The following is a 16,384-nucleotide window of genomic DNA, read 5'->3' as shown; positions in this document are numbered from 1 at the left end:
AAACCTTCCATTGACATTTACCCAAAAGATTTGCCTGCTCTACCTCCTGCCATTTTTTAATTCCGTCGAACTCACGTTTATTTATACCTTATATTTTAAAATGCTCCAAATAATATAATTTTGAAGCGATCGCCTCAAAATGGCGAATAGCGCAGTGAGAAGTACAAGCCATTTTCTTGGAGCGATCGCTTTTCACCATCCACTGAGATTAGAGGAATGCCCCAATCTAGGCGAGCCGATAAGTCATCACCCTGTTTCCACAACAGCCCCAACCCAGTACTAACAAGGTTACTGGGCGATGGATTTTCGCCGTTGACGTTCCAGCCTTTACCCACATCAATGAAGGGTGTCAGTTGCAGTACCCCGCCAATGTTATTCGCGCGGGCAATGGGAACTCGAAATTCTGCCGAAAACAACAGACCATTATCTGTAAGTAATGCGTCTTGACGATAGCCCCGGACACTTAGCTGTCCCCCAAGACCAAATTGCTCTAAAGGCACTAAGGAATCTGCCGCTAATTGGAAATCGCCCCTAACTAAAAATAATGTGTCTGGTGCTAATTGTCGTACCCACTGTGTCTGTCCCCGCCACGCGAAAAAGCGGCTATCTGGTTGATTCTCACTGACATTGGCATCGAACCAATCTACCCCAAAACTCAATTGCGATCGCGCCGCAAACACATACTGGTTACTTCGCTGGGTATATTCTTGAAAAAAGCGCAAAGCCGAAATATTCGTTTTTCCGTTCTCATCTGCACCTGGGGAGAGGCGAAACGGCCCAATATTATCAATACCCAACTCAGTTTGGCTTGATTGACGCGAGAATGACACCCCGACTGCCAACTCTTGGGTTGGTTTTTGTACCAGTGGTTGGCGATATCCTAATTCATAAGATTGGGAATCTGACTGGATATCAAGGACACTGAATGGTTTTTCAATAACGTGGTTCCATCCCTGGCTAAAGCCAAAGGAGATAGTGCCATTGTGGGCATTAATCGGTAGTGTGTAATTGGCATTAATGCTATTACTGCCATCAGTATTGGCGTATCCCACACTCAGAGTATCGCCCAAACCTAATAAATTGGCTTCTTGCAGATCCACTCCCCGACGAAAACTACCCACACTAGGCGATCGCCCATTATCTAGGCTGGCTGTCAGTTTAAAAGTGTCTGCTTCTTCAACCTCAACTTGCAATACATTGCTTCCCGGATGCACGCCTGTTTGTAATTCGGCTGAGAGGTTTTGGATGCGTGGATCGAGGCGGAGTAGTTGGAGTTTTTCTAGGAGGCGTGGTACGTTTAGGGGTTTGCCAGCACCTAGTTGAATGCGATCACGAATGTATTTACTACCTAATCGTCTGTTACCAATGATTTTGATTTCTTGCAGACTGCCTTCGATTACCTGAATCTTTACTGTTCCGGCTTCTAGTGTCTGCGGTGTAATCAATGCTCCTGTGGTTACATAACCGTTATTAATATAAAGCTTGGCGATCGCATCTTTGATTTGCAATAATTCTGCAAATGTCACTTCTTTGCCGACAAAGGGATTGGTAATCGCGGCAAATTGCTCTGGTTTGAAAACTGTACTACCTACAACTTCAATCCGATCTACCCGAAATTTCGCATTCGAGTTATCCTGACTTGGAATTGACTCATCTGGTATTTTGGGCAAAGGAACCAATTGATTGTTATCTGTTGGCTTTGGCAATACATCAGTGGGTAAGGGAGTGACTGGAACTTCTTCTAACCGACCGGGTGGTAAGGTTTCAGGATTCGGAGTTTGGGCAATGACCTGCTGATAATTAGATAATACTGCTGCTAAAACAAAGCCGAATGCCAGAGGTCGTAGTCCAGAGATAATACTTACAGGCTTGTTTAATATTTGTTGTGTAGAAAATACTGAACTAATAATAGAGTTCTCTGTAACGACTTGTTTCACTGACACCCTTCTCCTTAAATTTACTAAATAAGAATTCAGGAGTCAGGAGTGGAGCCGAATATCTTCTTTGGTCAGAATTCAGTTGTTTATTCTGACCAAAGAAGCAGTAGCAAGTCCGCCATCCTCTGAATAGAGAGGTTTAAGACCCGTGCTAAATAGAAGATTTAGTGGTCTCGATTTGACCGGAGTAACGGAAACGTCTCCAGCTTCGCTCCTGAATCTAACTTCTGAATTTTTCTTCAATGATTCTTTCTTTAAATTCAGTTTATCCCCGATACTTTGGTGTAACGAGCGATGTACCACTATTTATCATGGCTGTATTTTTTTACAGCTATCATCAGCGTAAATACTGCTTTTTGTCAAGACTGATCAAGCGAAGAGACAATTTAATTTAGTGAATCAATACTCTAGGCGATCGCTAAGGCACATAATTAAACCATCCCCTCTACGCTATTTGCTGATGGCGATCGCAACTCAACCCCAACTAACTTTAGACGAGTTCCTCAAACTGTCAGAAACTGAGCCAGCATCAGACTTTATCAACGGGAAAGTTATTCAAAAACCAATGCCTCAAGGTGAACATAGTTTACTTCAGGTGACTCTTTGCGAAACAATTAACGATATAGCTAAAAGGCAGAAAATTGCTATAGCTTTTTCAGAACTACGCTGTACCTTTGGTGGTGCTTCTATCGTCCCTGATGTGTCTGTGTTTCGTTGGGATAGAATTCCTAAAACTCCATCTGGCAGAATTGCTAATCGTTTTGAAATTCATCCCGACTGGGCAATTGAGATTCTTTCCCCAGACCAAAAGTTAAAAAAAGTGTTGAGTAAATTATTGCATTGTTCGCGCAATGGTAATGAATTAGGCTGGTTAATCAACCCCGAAGACGAAAGTGTGCTGGGGGTGTTTCCTGGACAGAGAGTGGAATTATACGAAGGTGCAGATAAATTACCCATCCTAGAGGGTATCGAGTTGGAACTAACTGTAGAACAAATTTTTGGCTGGTTGAGTTTGACGTAAAAAAGCGAACGCATTTCCTAAAGAAAGTTGGAAAGGATTGTATCTGTAGGTTTATTGTAGAAACTGAACCGTACAGCGCAAACTCGTATGTACCACAAAAAATTTTATGCCGTACTTTTATGAGAAATCAACTAGGATTTGTTCTGAAACTGCTTTTACTGTCGGCTTTGTTATCAGTATTAATTAAGTATGTGGGGCCAAGTCTATCAATTCCGGCGACAGGAACCAACGCGCTAATTATAGTATTGTTGCCGATTGTGATTATAGCGATCGCACTACTGTGGCGATTTCAAGCACAGAAACAAAATTAACTCAAACGATCTACGCACAAGTGACTAAAATCAGTTAACCTAGCTGAATTACAACAAAATTGCATCTCGCCAACCGTTGGGAGTTAGCCTGTGAACCTCGGTCAATGGATCGGCTTAATCGCCATAGTTCTTTCTTTATACATCCTGTGGCAAATCCGGGAAGTGCTTTTGCTCATGTTTGCCGCAGTTGTGTTAGCCACGACCTTGAATCGACTAGCAAAACGCTTCCAACGCTTTGGGATGAAGCGTGGATTCGCCGTTCTCCTGGCAGTAGCGATCTTTTTCGCAGGCATTGTGGGTTTTTTCTGGCTTATTGTCCCACCATTTGCACAGCAGTTTCAAGAACTAACCTATCAGGTTCCTAAAGGGTTTGGGCGCTTTAATACTTGGCTTGATGCCTTGAGAACTCGCATTCCTAATGAGTTAGTTCCCTACATTCCAGATATCAACAGCCTCATTCAACAAGCACAACCAGTCGTCAATCGGGTGCTGGGAAATTCCTTCGCCTTTGTATCTGGCTCTTTAGAAGTCGTTCTTAAGATTTTGCTGGTGTTGGTTTTAACAGGAATGATGTTAGCCGATCCTTTAGCCTACCGCAAAGTATTTGTCCGGCTTTTCCCTTCATTTTATCGGCGACGGGTAGATGGGATTTTAGATAAATGTGAAGTCTCTTTGGAGGGATGGATTACAGGCGCTTTCATTGCCATCTTTGTAGTAGGGCTGATGAGTCTCATTGGCTTATCAATTTTGCATGTCAAGGCAGCACTAGCTTTAGCGGTTTTAGCGGGATTTTTTAACTTGATTCCCAACCTGGGCCCAACAATGAGCGTAATCCCAGCAATGGCGATCGCTTTCTTAGATGAGCCTTGGAAAGCGATCGCTGTCTTGATTCTCTACTTTATCATTCAACAGGTTGAGAGCAATTTCATTACGCCTGTGGTGATGGCACATCAAGTCTCATTGCTGCCTGCCATAACCTTAATTGCCCAACTATTTTTTGTAACTTTCTTTGGCTTTTTAGGATTATTTCTAGCACTACCCCTAACTGTTGTAGCTAAGATTTGGTTGCAAGAAGTGTTAATTAAAGATGTTTTAGATGAATGGGGAAATAACCATAGAAAAGAGACTGAGTTTGTGATAGTTTCTGAATCTCCTGAAGTAGAGGACTATTGGACAGCAGATAGTCCTGATGTTAATCGGGAGAAAGGGATTGATGATGATATTTGACAAAAAGAAGATTAATCAATTTTTGATTTTGGATAAAGGCAAGTAGCTAGACGGAAATCAATTAAAGTTTTTAGTAATTTAGTCCTAGTAATCCTAGTTGGTAGTGAGCGATAAATCACTCACTACCAACTAGGATTTTATTTGATGTTGAATTATGGCTAACTACTTATCCCTCTTTTGTTACTTTAGGGAAAGAAAAAATAACAATAAAATTAACTAGCGATAGGGAAACTGACTGAACTCGCCCGAAAATCATTCATGAAGTCAATTAATTTCAAAAAGCAACGTTTCATGCCAGGTATTTTAAATACTGTGAGCCAAGGTGAATCAAACAGTATATATAAATAAGGTGCGTGCGTGACTAAATAATTACCCTTTGGCTTAATTTATTAATTCAACTTGTCCACTGTTGCCACTGTTACCTCTCCCTCAATCCCCTACAGCATCTTCAAGGTCAAACATTAGCCAAACACTCAAGGCTGCTTAAATCGCAAAATTAAGCCCACTCCAGTGATGAATGAGGTCAGGTGATTGGGTGAAGGTGAAAGGATGGGGTGATGGGGGTGATGCCTCCGGCAACCTAACGGAACGCTCCTCACCCATCCCCAAGCTGGCATTTCCCTATAAACATCCGCATAATACGGAAATTAATTGCTTTTGATATTTGAGTGCTGAAAGCTTTACTAATTTGCTGACGCTGGGTATCAACCTTACTTGCTGACCAAGCTTCAACGGGCTGAAGTGCGGACTGCATCATTGAAACATATTCTGAGCGAAGTGAAACGACGGTAACATCGCTAATACTCACTGATTGAAGTTGATCAAGATGTTGTCTAATCTCAGCAATTTTTCGATCTATGTGCGGATTCATTTCTGATTTGGGAAGGAACATGCCAAGAATCTGTGCATCGGAGCTTGAATTTGTTGCCAGCTTCTCGATTTGTCGGCATTCTGCTTCTGCACCTTCTTTTTTTGATGAAATATCAAGGCTACCTGACGCAGAAATATGCATGCCAGAATTAGCGCGTGATTCAACTTTGACTTTTCCTCCGCAGCTCATTAGGGTTAGGGTGAGTACAGTTATACAACTTACAGCAATTTGATCGCCTTTCATTTCTAAAACCTATCTTTACTTGAACAATAAGCATAAGAGAGCATCCCTGCTTCCCTGCTGTTAAAAATTAACCCTACCTATCCTTCCTTTAGATGGGGTTGGAGTAGAACATCCTATTCGAGTCATAAATTATTTTTGATGTTTGCTTTTAGCTTCACCTTATTAAGAGTTCAACAACATCAGTAAATTTCTCTAATTTTTGAAAAATTATATTTTGAGAAGATTCTATTAATTGCTAACATTTCGTTAATTATCATCTACGCTAATAAATAACCATAAAAATAAAAAATTTCTTATCCCTCTTTTGTTACTTTAGGGAAAGAAAAAATAACAATAAAATTAGATATCTCCTTCCCCCTAAATCCCTCTTAAAAAGCAGGGCTGCTTCATTTAATCTCTTAGGGATTTTGTCAAGAGTATAAGCTAGAAATTTGCTTTAGTGGGACAAACAAACACTACCACCTCAATCAGTAGATTTCAGTGCGAACACCATTTTCTTGCCCAATCAGGTTTTTTAGTCGCCTAATTTTTTTGCTTGAAATGCTTGTAAATTAGCGGCTTTTAGGAGAATGAAACAACCCTGCCTTTATAAGGGGGATTAAGGGGGGTAATAATTCAATTAAAATCACAACATACTACTTTTTAAACAACCCCTAAGGTTGCTCTGAAAAAATCGGTTCTGCTGCAATATCATCTAAACGGATGCTGCCTAACAAATTCTGCCACTCTGCTTGTAATTTTGCATCTTTAGGATTTTTCTGGCGCAGTTGAGCCAGTGTGGTAAGTGCGTCGTACCATATCCCGTTTTGGGCATAGATAGCATAGCGCTTCAAAAGTTCTGTCGTTTCTAGCTCTTTAACTACGGCGGGATTGAGTTCGACTCTTTGTATTACCCCTTCGACGTAAGTCGGGGGAGCATTCTTTTCTTGGTCACAGCTAATAGTGAAAAACCAGCGATATTGTTTGTTTAGTGCCAAGCCAGGAGAAGTGGTAGGTAGAGAAACGTCGATGACTCCTGCTTTCTCTGGTAGAACGATCGGTTTTTTATAAATCTCGTTAGAGTCTTGATCTTGCAGCACAAATTCAACTGCATAAGGAAAATCTTTAGTATATGGCACATAGAAAAACCAACTTGGGTGTTCTAGCGTTGTCTTTCCCCAGACATTGATTACTGAGTTAGCTTCCTGAGTAAAGGACACTAAAGCAGTCAGGTCATGTTTAGTAATTTGGCATCCATTTAGGTTGCGCTTCGCTCCACCACGAACGCGGCCTCCAGGAGGAGGCCCAGATGGAATTGCAGGTTGATTAAAGGTTGTGGATTTAGTATGGCTTGTTTTAGCTTCAGAGCGTAGGCGTAGACCGCCGTAGGCATCGCTAGTTGAAGAACCGACGTTTGGTTTCGCCAGTACTGGAGTCAGGCTAACTAATAAATTGGTACAGCTAAAAGCTACTACTAAAAACAGTTTTATCGGTTGTGAATTTGACTTCATAAAAACCCTTCTTGAACTATGTAAGCCTGGTAGATATCCAAAAATTTAATCAAAAAAATCTTTCCCTATTGCCCATTCTCTACCTGCACTTTTGTTGCTGAATTATAAATTGACAGCAGGCTAACCGTGGCTACTAGCGACAAAATGGACGGGATAAATGGCACCCATACACCCGAAATTAAAAGACCAAAGCAAACTATATAGAGAACACCAGAGATAATGCTAACTGCCAATGCCAACCAAGGTAAGGAAAACTTTCGCCAAGCCAAAACTCCTCCTACCAAAGACCAAACCCAAATCCAGGCCACCTCAGCCCACAGCGACCAAACCCACAGTAATGGCCGCCCATCCTGCACAGCACTGAGGAGCTGGCTAATCATGTGGGCTTGTACTAACACTCCTGGCATTTGCTCATCTAAAGGAGCCCCGTATGGTGTAGGCCAAGTGTCTGGAGAATCCCCCCTTGCTGTCACACCAATCAAAACAATCTTGTCTTTAATAGCACTGGGATTAATTGGACTAGCTAAAAATTGGGTTAGTTTCACCTGTTGGACTATCTGTTTTGGAGAACGGTAGTTAAGTAAGATTTGACCACCATTAGCATCAATATCGTGATAGCCGCCAGTGCGAGACTTCAGATTCGGAAAAATAGTTTTACCGAGTTGCAAATTCCCTTCAGGGGTGAACTTTGGTTGAATTCCTGAAGGACGCAGATACAAGGAAGCTAGTTGTAGACTGAATGCAAAGGTAGCAGGACACAACGATGTCGGTTCCTGGTTCATGAACAGGAGATGGCGACGGATAACTCCATCAGAATCGTGAATAAAGTCACTGAATCCCAGATTTGTTGGGGGGATTTCTGGTGCTGGCTTAATACCAGTGATGTTTGCTGTGCTATCACTTCCTTTACATACGCCAACCAAATTTTGAGTTTTTTGAAGACGAGTGATTAAATCTGGTTGTTTGGCTTGAAAATCACGGTAAATATCCAAGCCGATCGCGCGGGGTTGATATTTATTCAGTTTTGCCAATACTTTGTTAAGAGATTTTTCGGAAATGGAAGCTCCAATCAAGGACTCATTATTCTGTCTTTGAATTGCCAGATCGTCATCATCAATTGCAATTACCAGCAGACGCGAATCTTGTGGCTCCGCAGGGCGCGATCGCATCATCTGGTCAAAAGCGGGAATTTCTACACTTTCTAGCCATCCTACACATCTCACCCCAAAAACCAAACCTGTAATCGCCAAACTGGATAACAAAGTTGTTGCTAATCTGCGTTTGGTAGACAAAACTAAATTCGGGGTATCTTTAGGTTTTGTTATAGACCTTAATTCATCCCAGATGGGTGGTATCTGCGCTGGATTTTGGCAAATCATTGGTAGCCAAGTTGCACAGGGAAATCGATCCTCAAGTCCTTGCAATCGTTCCCGTGCTTGGCGTACCGCTTGATATAAAGACTCGCCACCAGCAAAGCCTTGGAGAAAATACTTTAAAAATTCCTTCGCAACCTGGTCTGGGACTGGTTCACGCATGACGATTATTTGAGGAATTTGCAAATCAGCCAATTCTCGCGCTAATCCTAATCCATCACAGGAATTGAAGATAGCTAGTTGCAAGCCGTTCTCAATGGCTTTCTTCAGAGCATATTTTAATTCGCCAATGGTCAGACTATCAGTCTTATTCAGGTAAATTCGTCCACTTTCTCCATTTTTGTTACTGGAACTGTGCCCAGCAAAGAAGAGAATATCCCAGTTTTTTCCCCAAAGATGCTCGGTTAATTCTTTACGTTGTGGTTCGACCAAAAAGCAGACTTCTGCGTTATCACATTGTTGGAGTAAAGCTTGATCGGCCTCAGTATCAATCCCCTGACTATTGCCCACAATTGCCAAAATATTGACTAATGGATTTTTTGTGCGTGGCTTGTGAATGCGATCGTAGGATGGTGAAGAAAGAGCGATTTCAGCCTTGGGGTAGCGTTCTAACAACTCCCACAGATGCCAAGGCAATAGCTGCAATTGGCTATTTTCTGTTTGCAAAATTACTCGTACTTCTTCTTCGGACGACAATCTTTCTAACCATTTTTCCCTTAAAGGGCGAAATTCTTCTGCTCGCAACCAGGTATTAAAGCGGGCCCGTAAGATACGGGAAGTGTTTTCGCAGTCTTGAATCATCGAGACATTCGTCACCTGCATTTTGTCAGCATGGAGACGATAACGATTGCCTATCTGCCGATAACTAGACTGCCAATGACTATAATAAAGCGGCATTTCGGGAAATGAAGGTAGTTTCCCCGTGATTTCTGTTGCCGCCCGCTCATGTTCTTCACCAATTTGGAGGGTGACAGCAAATCCCTGTTCAAAACTACCTTCTCCGAATTTCAGAACCACTAACTTACCCATGACCGTCACTATACCCTCTGTGCAGAATCATCCCCTGTTCTAATGTCTCATAACAAGCTCCACACGCTTTTGCAGACTTTTTTCAAAATCTCCAAAACTGGCTTGAATTTTTAATTTTTAATTTTTAATTAACCAATTAGCACTTAATAAGTTACCGACAAAGAGGGAAAATAACTGGATGTTTTAAATCCGAAAATGCTCAGTAATGCTAGTATCATTAATGGCTACCCTAACACTAAATTGTTCTGTAGGTTCACCACGAAACTGTAACTGAATATAGTTGTCTGATTTTCTCGATTGAGCATCTAAAAATACTGCTCCCGAACTATCTAGAACGGTGAGATGAACTCCGGGTGGTAAGTAGATTTGATTCCCAGTGGCGTGCAATTGCAGATGAATACTGGTTTGTTGATCTTTTTCTGGGCTGATTTCCACAATCAACATAACGGGTTGGTTAAGAATTTGGATACCTAAATCAATTAGTTTTGCCCGTTTAGTAATTGATTCTGGTTGATTGAGGGCATTGAGTTCTAAAGTTTCGGTACTACGAAAGGCATAAACTGGTCTGAGTTCCGGCAAGTTCCACAAAGATTCGATAGTTTGCCAACCTGCCTCAAATATACCAGTAAACCATTGACTCAAATTCACGAGTGAACTAACTGGAGATTGACGCAATTCTCCCAAGTGGTCGATAAACGCTTCCAATGGTTGTAGTTGTTTTAAAGGCAGTGTTTCAGTTGTGACACTAGCAATAAAACCAAGCAGCCTTGCTTCTTGGAGTAATTCATCAAATTGAACTACTAAATAACCCACCCGTTCTTCCCAGGTTTCTGGGGGAATGGAACATATCTGTTGATGTTGATGGACAGGGCGACACTCTAGACGACCAACTGAGGGCAATTCTAAGTCAGCAACATTTCCACAGAGGCGCATGATGGGGTTCCAGCTATCGCTAGCTTGGAGGTTGGTAGGAATATCCATCATTTCCAAGTAGTCATTTACCACCCACACAGCTAGCGTATTCAGCCGAACTTGCTCTGCTTTTTCCGAATTTGGCTGTTGGTTAGCAAATTCCTGGGCAGTGATCCGAGCTAATTGGGGAATCGGTAATGTTAAAGCGAAATCGTCTAGCTGATAGGTGGAGTTATTCATAAATCAATCTTTAGTGATCAATGCTGCTATGTACATATCATCCGCATTCACTAAATTTATGCCACAAAATAGAGAATGATTATTAGAAAAATTTAATTAGGGATTGGGAATTGGGGAAAATGCGATCGCTGCAAGAACTGACTCGGATGTTGGAACAACAGGAATTGTTGTGGGGAAAAGCAGTCAAAGTTTCACAACAAGTATTGTCACAAAGGTTTCTCAGTTTTCCAGCAGAGCTTTTTGAGCGGGTATTTCATGACTTGCTGCCACATTTACAAGTACATTGGCATTCTAGGCTAAAAAGACCTCTGCCACTTGCGGTCAAATACGCAAGCAAGAATTAATGACTGTACAGCATCTGCATCTCATCAACAACTACTTGGGGATTTCCATGTGAATTAGAATTAGAAAATTCAATGCTTGACGGTACTGCTCTTTAAATTCCCGTCTAGCTTCCGGGGTAGGAATCTGTTCAAATTCATGCATTGCAGTACCGCGATCGCTTGGTAAATCCATTGCCGATCGCGCAATATTTTTCAATGCTTGCCCACCCGATAAATCTCCCATGTAGCGAGTAAACCCTTATTGCTAAAAATATTTACAGTTTGATTCACCGAATCAGATGCAGGATAAGTTGTCATGGGATGATAACCGTTGCGATCGCATCCAGCAGGCATTGCGGGTAGAGCGGTTTTGCCAGATGCGCTTGAAATCCGGCAACGAGGATTTTCTGTCGATTCGTTTCACCTGCATAGGCGGTCAGTCCGATCGCTGGAATATCCCGGTTGAATTGAGGCGGTAAAGCGCGAATCTGACGAATGAAGGTGTAGCCGTCCATTTCTGGCATCCCAATATCGCTGATGAGCAGATCGAATTGAGCTTGGGTCAGTAACCGCAGGGCTTCGGTAGCAGAGGAGACTGTCCGCACGATCGCACCTTCTTGCTCCAGTACAACCTTAACCAGTTCTAGAGAATCTGCCTCATCATCTACCACTATCGCTCGCAGATTCTCTAAATTCAGCGTTTGATTGTTGAGGTAATCAGGAGCATCGGGACTTGGTACAGGCATTAATGGCAACTGCACCGTAAAGGTTGCCCCAAGCCCTTCGCCGGCACTTACAGCCGTAATGGTGCCGCCATGCGCTTCGACCACCTGACGAGCGATCGCCAGCCCTAAGCCCAATCCGCCAAAAGAACGAGTCGTAGAACTGTCTTGCTGTTGGAATAACTCAAATACATGGGGCAAAAATTCGGGTTGGATGCCCTTTCCGGTATCACTAACCTGAATTTGAGCATAGCGATCGACAGAGGTGAGTTGCACCGTCACCTGTCCCCTTGTAGAGTTGAATTTAATCGCATTCGACAGTAAATTCCAGACCACCTGTTGTAGCCTGTCTGCATCCCCTCTGACCTGCCCTACCGATGGTTCAAGCAACACCTCAAACTGAATCGCTTTTGCTTCTGCGGCTAAACGAACGGTTTCTAAAGCCGCCGCGATCGGCTCAGATAAATCGATAGCTCCAAAGCTAAGGGTGAGTTTGCCACGAATAATCCGAGAGATATCAAGGAGATCCTCAACCAGTTGCGCCTGTTGCTTGGCATTGCGCTCGATCGCGCTTAACCCCTGCTGGAGTTTGTCGGAACTGACAAGGGGTGATTGTAGTAGTTTTGCCCAGCCCAAAATCGGGTTAAGCGGTGTTCGTAGTTCGTGGGAGAGAACAGCAAGAAATTCATCTTTCATGCGGTTGGCACGTTCTGCTGCTTCCCGTGCCGCTTGCTCTTGTCGAAGTAACTGTTCCCGTTGGGCTTCGGCTTCTTTTTGCTCCGTAATATTCAATACCGTACCACTGAAGCGGAGTGGTTTTCCCTTTGCATCATAGTAGGCTTGGCCTTTTGCCCTAAGCCAACGTTCAACTTTATCCTCAATGCCGATCGTCCGATACTCAGTGTCATAAAAGCCACCTAATACTGGATTGAGCGCCGCTTGAATAATTTCCTGAAGGCGATCGCGGTCATCGGGATGTAAGCCCTCAAAAAATAACTCAATGCTACTCTCACCATCGGGCGATAGCCCAAACATGGCTTTGCAGCCTGTATCCCATTTTAATTCTCCGGTAATGAGATTCCAATCCCAGGTTCCCAATTGGGCAGAGGTGATTGCCATACGCAAACGGTCTTCATTCTCTCGCAGAGCTTCCTCTGCCTGTTTGCGATCGGTGATGTCAATAACTGAACCGATGTAGCCCTTATACTGACGATCCGCCCCAAACCAGGGGCTTGCTGCATCGATGGCCCACCGATACTCCCCGTCCTGACGGCGTAAACGGTATTCTGCCCGAAAGGCTTCGTGACGACTATTAGAGCTGACAAATGTTTCTTTAGCAAATGCACAATCCTCTGGATGCAACGCATCCAGCCAACCAAAACCCAGTCCAGTTGCTTCGGTTTGCCCTGTGAATTCGTACCAGCTTTGGCTGAGGTAGGTGCAGTATCCGGTGGCATCCGTGACCCAAACCATTACAGGTGCATTGTCTGCCATACTGCGGAATCGTTCTTCACTCTGGCGTAAAGCTTCCTCGACTTGAATCTGTTCGGTGATATCTTCACAAACGGTATTAATGCCAATTACGCGATCGCCATCCTTTAACGGCAAGAAGCTTTCTAGCCAGACACGCTGTACTCCTGGTTGTGCTGGAGTTTCCCCCCGAATTTCGACGTTTAGTAGTGGTTCTCCCGTTTCTAAGATCGGGCGCAGCAACTCTTCGGCAGTATCTGCGATGTCAGGTAGCAACTCTCGAATGGTTCGCCCAATGTGTTCCTCTATGGAAAATCCATTGATTTCTGCCAATCGCTGGTTAATCCGCACAAAGCGCAGATCGGTATCGAGAACGTTTAACCCGATCGGAGCAGACTGGTAGATGGTTTCAATTTCAGCCAGTTGTCTGTGCAAGGTTGCCCGACTTTCCTCTAATTCGGCTTCCAGTTGCTGACGTTCTGTGACATCTGCTGTCATCCCAATTAATCGGGTTAACTGACCCTGCTGATCAAACAGCGCGCGTCCGCTTTCCTCCAAGATAACGATTTGACCATCCGGGCGCACGAATCGATAGGTGATTTTGTAAGTACTGTTCTCAGGTGCAAGTGCCTGTAAGCCTGCCAAAAAGCGATCGCGATCATCAGGATGGACTTGTTGAAAATAACTGGTACCTGTGTCCTGTTGTGCCGATGACGACCTTAACCCCAGGATGGAAGCAGATTGAGGCGATCGCTTCACCACATCGAGGTTTGGCTGCCACTCAAAAGTAAACATCCAGGCAACTTCCATTGCCAACTGGTTGCGCTCTTCGCTCTCCCGCAGCGCTGCATTTACCTGCTCTAACTGGGCAGTTCGTTCGGCAACGCGCTGTTCTAGTTCTTGGTTAGCGTGTTGTAGGGCAGCTTCCGTCTCTTTTTGCTGGGTCATGTCACGGGCAACGCAGTACATCACTCCTCGGTCAATCTGCGGTGATGCTGTCCATGCCAGCCATCGGTAGCTGCCATCCTTCGTCCGGTAACGATTCTCGAAATAGAGCGTTGGTACTCCCGTATTCAACTTCTCCATTTCTCGCAGTGTGGCAGAGTGGTCATCTGGATGCACGAAGTCCAGAAAAGGACTGGCTAAGAATTCGGCTTCTGAGTAACCGAGGGTTTGGGTAAAGACAGGGTTGATCCGTTTAAAGTAGCCATCCAGGCCAATGACTGACAGCAGATCGAGCGATCGCTCAAAGAAAAAGGCTTCTTCAGATGGCGATGCTGCATCGCCATCTTCCTGAGTGTTCACGGCTGGGAAGCTTTGCGATTTTAAAGGAGGATCTGCTTCACACAAACGCATTTGCTCCATAATAAATAACTATAGTAGCGAATTTCTACCCAAAATTGCTTACCGCCATATTGGTTTGGACCACCCTACCAATACTTGTCGGGTTTTGGGGAAAGGGAAAGGGTTAAAGGGGAAAAACCTTATATATCGAGCCTTCCACTCTTTTTCCCCTTTAACCAAAACATATTCGATGATATCCAACGCCGGATAGTGTAACGGACGTTGCTGCATTATTTATTGTGAAAGTTAGGAGGATCAACAATAGGTAAGAAACAAACTTAAACATAAATATGACTACTGAAAACCTTCTGCTTGCCGCCTTGCGCCCTGATTTGTACAAGCAGCTCAAAAAAAATATGGAGCAGGTCGAGCTTTCATAGGGCGAGATCCTCAACCGACCTGGCGAAACCATAGAAGAAGTCTACTTCCCTCTCACCTGCTTGATCTCAGTCACCATCACCATGATGGATGGCATGACAGTTGAAGCCGGAGTGGTCGGAAGCCGCGAGATGGTCGGAATCAACGCCTTCATGGGTGGTCGGGAAACGACGCAGACTGAGTATATTGTCCAGGTACCGGGCAAAGCGGTAAGAATGAAAGCAGATTTGCTACTCCATGAGTTCGACACCAATAAGTCGCTGCGCGACGTGATGCTGAAATACACGCAGGCTTATATGGCGCAAATCTCGCAGAACGTTGCCTGCAACCGCCTTCATACTATAGAACAACGCATGGCCCGCTGGCTGCTCGAATCCAGCGATCGTCTCAACTCAGATCAACTATTCCTATCGCATGAGTTCCTCTTAAGAGAGTAAGAAATGACACTTGACCCGATCGTTACTCACGAGGCATTTAAGGAATTCGAGCGTGACAGATTCTCTGATGTAGCCCAGGGATATGATCGAGCGATCGCTGTTGTGACTTCTCAGGTGAATGAAGCCATATTGGATGCCGTAGGAGCTAAATGTGGTCTGAGATTGCTGGATGTAGCTTGCGGGACTGGTTGGCTCAGTGCCGCAGCAGTAAAGCGGGAGGCGATCGTCACTGGATTAGACTTTGCAGAGAATATGGTGGCCATTGCCAGAGTGCGATGCCCTAAAGCCCAATTCCATAACGGGGACGCTGAGAATCTTCCTTTCCAGTCGAGCCAGTTTGATGCAGTCGTCTGTAGCTTGGGCATCCTCCATTTCCCAAACCCAGAACGGGCGTTAGCCGAATCCTTTCGTGTACTCAAACCAGGAGGGCGCTATGCCCTCACCTGCTGGACACCACCAACGCGCAATCCGTTCATGGCTCTAATACTAGGTTCAGTGCAGACTTATGGCAGCACAGATGTGAATCTACCTCCTGGGCCGCCCCTGTTTCGCTTTGGCAACCCCACTGAATGCACTCGGTTTTTGAGCGCTGAGGGATTTACTGAGGTGTCTGTCGCAGAACTGCCTATGAAGTGGACTTTCTCTACACCTGAAGATGTGATGCCAACGGTTGTTGTCAGTACGGCACGTCTGGGGCCAATGTTGGCAATGCAAACCGACGAGCAACGGCGCAATATTGAGAACGCAATTATCAAGGGAGCCTCGGAGTATGCCACGGATAGAGGTGTGGAAATTCCTGCTTCTGTGATGCTAGCTGTAGCTCGCAAACCATAAGGGATCTGCGGGTTAATAGTATCCCAACCAAACGGGTTTCGACTGCGCTCAACCCTCAGCCATCGAGAGTTGAGCGCAGCGATGCACTGAGCGCAGTCGAAGTGTCAAAACTCGGTTTACTGGTACTTTATTTTCACGCAAGTCCCTAAGCAAGAACAACTTTTATTAAATTACTTGAAGTACAAAGGTGGCTCCCGCTTTTTGAGCGCTCCACCACAGGGC

At 44.3% G+C, this 16,384-nt stretch carries 13 protein-coding genes; 6 read left to right on the top strand and 7 right to left on the bottom strand.

Annotated elements, in window-relative coordinates; genetic code table 11:
- Positions 1-134 precede the first annotated feature (134 nt).
- Positions 135-1,937, bottom strand: coding sequence for a ShlB/FhaC/HecB family hemolysin secretion/activation protein (locus tag G1O98_RS17090; RefSeq protein ID WP_163929895.1), 1,803 nt, complete (start codon positions 1,935-1,937; stop codon positions 135-137).
- A gap of 460 nt (positions 1,938-2,397) precedes the next feature.
- On the opposite strand from G1O98_RS17090, the gene G1O98_RS17085 reads away from it, so the two are divergent.
- The 3 genes from G1O98_RS17085 (at position 2,398) to G1O98_RS17075 (ending at position 4,496) form a co-directional block, all read left to right on the top strand.
- On the top strand, positions 2,398-2,958 hold the full coding sequence (locus G1O98_RS17085) for a Uma2 family endonuclease (RefSeq protein WP_163929897.1): 561 nt from the start codon (positions 2,398-2,400) through the stop codon (positions 2,956-2,958).
- 119 nt (positions 2,959-3,077) lie between these two features.
- Positions 3,078-3,269: a hypothetical protein gene (locus tag G1O98_RS17080; protein WP_163929894.1), complete on the top strand. Its 192-nt coding sequence runs from the start codon at positions 3,078-3,080 to the stop codon at positions 3,267-3,269.
- A gap of 90 nt (positions 3,270-3,359) precedes the next feature.
- Positions 3,360-4,496 carry an AI-2E family transporter gene (locus G1O98_RS17075; RefSeq protein WP_163929893.1) on the top strand — a complete coding sequence of 379 codons (1,137 nt, stop codon included), beginning with the start codon at positions 3,360-3,362 and terminating at the stop codon, positions 4,494-4,496.
- Positions 4,497-5,091: 595 nt separating this feature from the next.
- Here the strand turns inward: G1O98_RS17075 and G1O98_RS17070 are convergent.
- The 4 genes from G1O98_RS17070 to G1O98_RS17055 all read right to left on the bottom strand — a co-directional run bounded on the left by G1O98_RS17070 (position 5,092) and on the right by G1O98_RS17055 (position 10,654).
- Positions 5,092-5,610 (bottom strand): hypothetical protein, encoded by a 519-nt coding sequence (locus tag G1O98_RS17070; protein ID WP_163929892.1) that lies wholly within the window; start codon positions 5,608-5,610, stop codon positions 5,092-5,094.
- Between the two features lie 653 nt (positions 5,611-6,263).
- Positions 6,264-7,100, bottom strand: coding sequence for a DUF928 domain-containing protein (locus tag G1O98_RS17065; protein ID WP_163929891.1), 837 nt, complete (start codon positions 7,098-7,100; stop codon positions 6,264-6,266).
- Between the two features lie 65 nt (positions 7,101-7,165).
- Positions 7,166-9,502: a CHASE2 domain-containing protein gene (locus G1O98_RS17060; protein ID WP_163929890.1), complete on the bottom strand. Its 2,337-nt coding sequence runs from the start codon at positions 9,500-9,502 to the stop codon at positions 7,166-7,168.
- Between the two features lie 183 nt (positions 9,503-9,685).
- Positions 9,686-10,654, bottom strand: a complete 969-nt coding sequence (locus G1O98_RS17055; RefSeq protein WP_163929889.1) for a DUF1822 family protein — start codon at positions 10,652-10,654, stop codon at positions 9,686-9,688.
- Between the two features lie 119 nt (positions 10,655-10,773).
- On the opposite strand from G1O98_RS17055, the gene G1O98_RS17050 reads away from it, so the two are divergent.
- The gene (locus G1O98_RS17050) at positions 10,774-10,998 is read left to right on the top strand and encodes a hypothetical protein (RefSeq protein ID WP_163929888.1); all 225 of its coding nucleotides are present in this window, start codon (positions 10,774-10,776) and stop codon (positions 10,996-10,998) included.
- Positions 10,999-11,029: 31 nt separating this feature from the next.
- Here the strand turns inward: G1O98_RS17050 and G1O98_RS17045 are convergent, their stop codons facing one another.
- Positions 11,030-11,221 (bottom strand): biliverdin-producing heme oxygenase, encoded by a 192-nt coding sequence (locus G1O98_RS17045; protein ID WP_228058390.1) that lies wholly within the window; start codon positions 11,219-11,221, stop codon positions 11,030-11,032.
- 70 nt (positions 11,222-11,291) lie between these two features.
- Complete coding sequence (locus G1O98_RS17040) at positions 11,292-14,534, bottom strand: PAS domain S-box protein (protein ID WP_163929887.1); 3,243 nt, start codon at positions 14,532-14,534, stop codon at positions 11,292-11,294.
- Between the two features lie 440 nt (positions 14,535-14,974).
- Between G1O98_RS17040 and G1O98_RS17035 the strand changes: the two genes are divergently transcribed.
- Together G1O98_RS17035 and G1O98_RS17030 are read left to right on the top strand one after the other, a co-directional pair.
- On the top strand, positions 14,975-15,328 hold the full coding sequence (locus G1O98_RS17035) for a hypothetical protein (protein ID WP_175586718.1): 354 nt from the start codon (positions 14,975-14,977) through the stop codon (positions 15,326-15,328).
- Positions 15,329-15,331: 3 nt separating this feature from the next.
- On the top strand, positions 15,332-16,162 hold the full coding sequence (locus G1O98_RS17030) for a methyltransferase domain-containing protein (protein ID WP_163929886.1): 831 nt from the start codon (positions 15,332-15,334) through the stop codon (positions 16,160-16,162).
- Positions 16,163-16,384: the final 222 nt, after the last annotated feature.

This window comes from Nostoc sp. UIC 10630, assembly GCF_010747425.1.
Lineage (GTDB): Bacteria > Cyanobacteriota > Cyanobacteriia > Cyanobacteriales > Nostocaceae > Nostoc.
The sequence above is the reverse complement of the archived record's forward strand: the minus strand, read 5'-3'. Positions and strand labels throughout refer to the sequence as shown.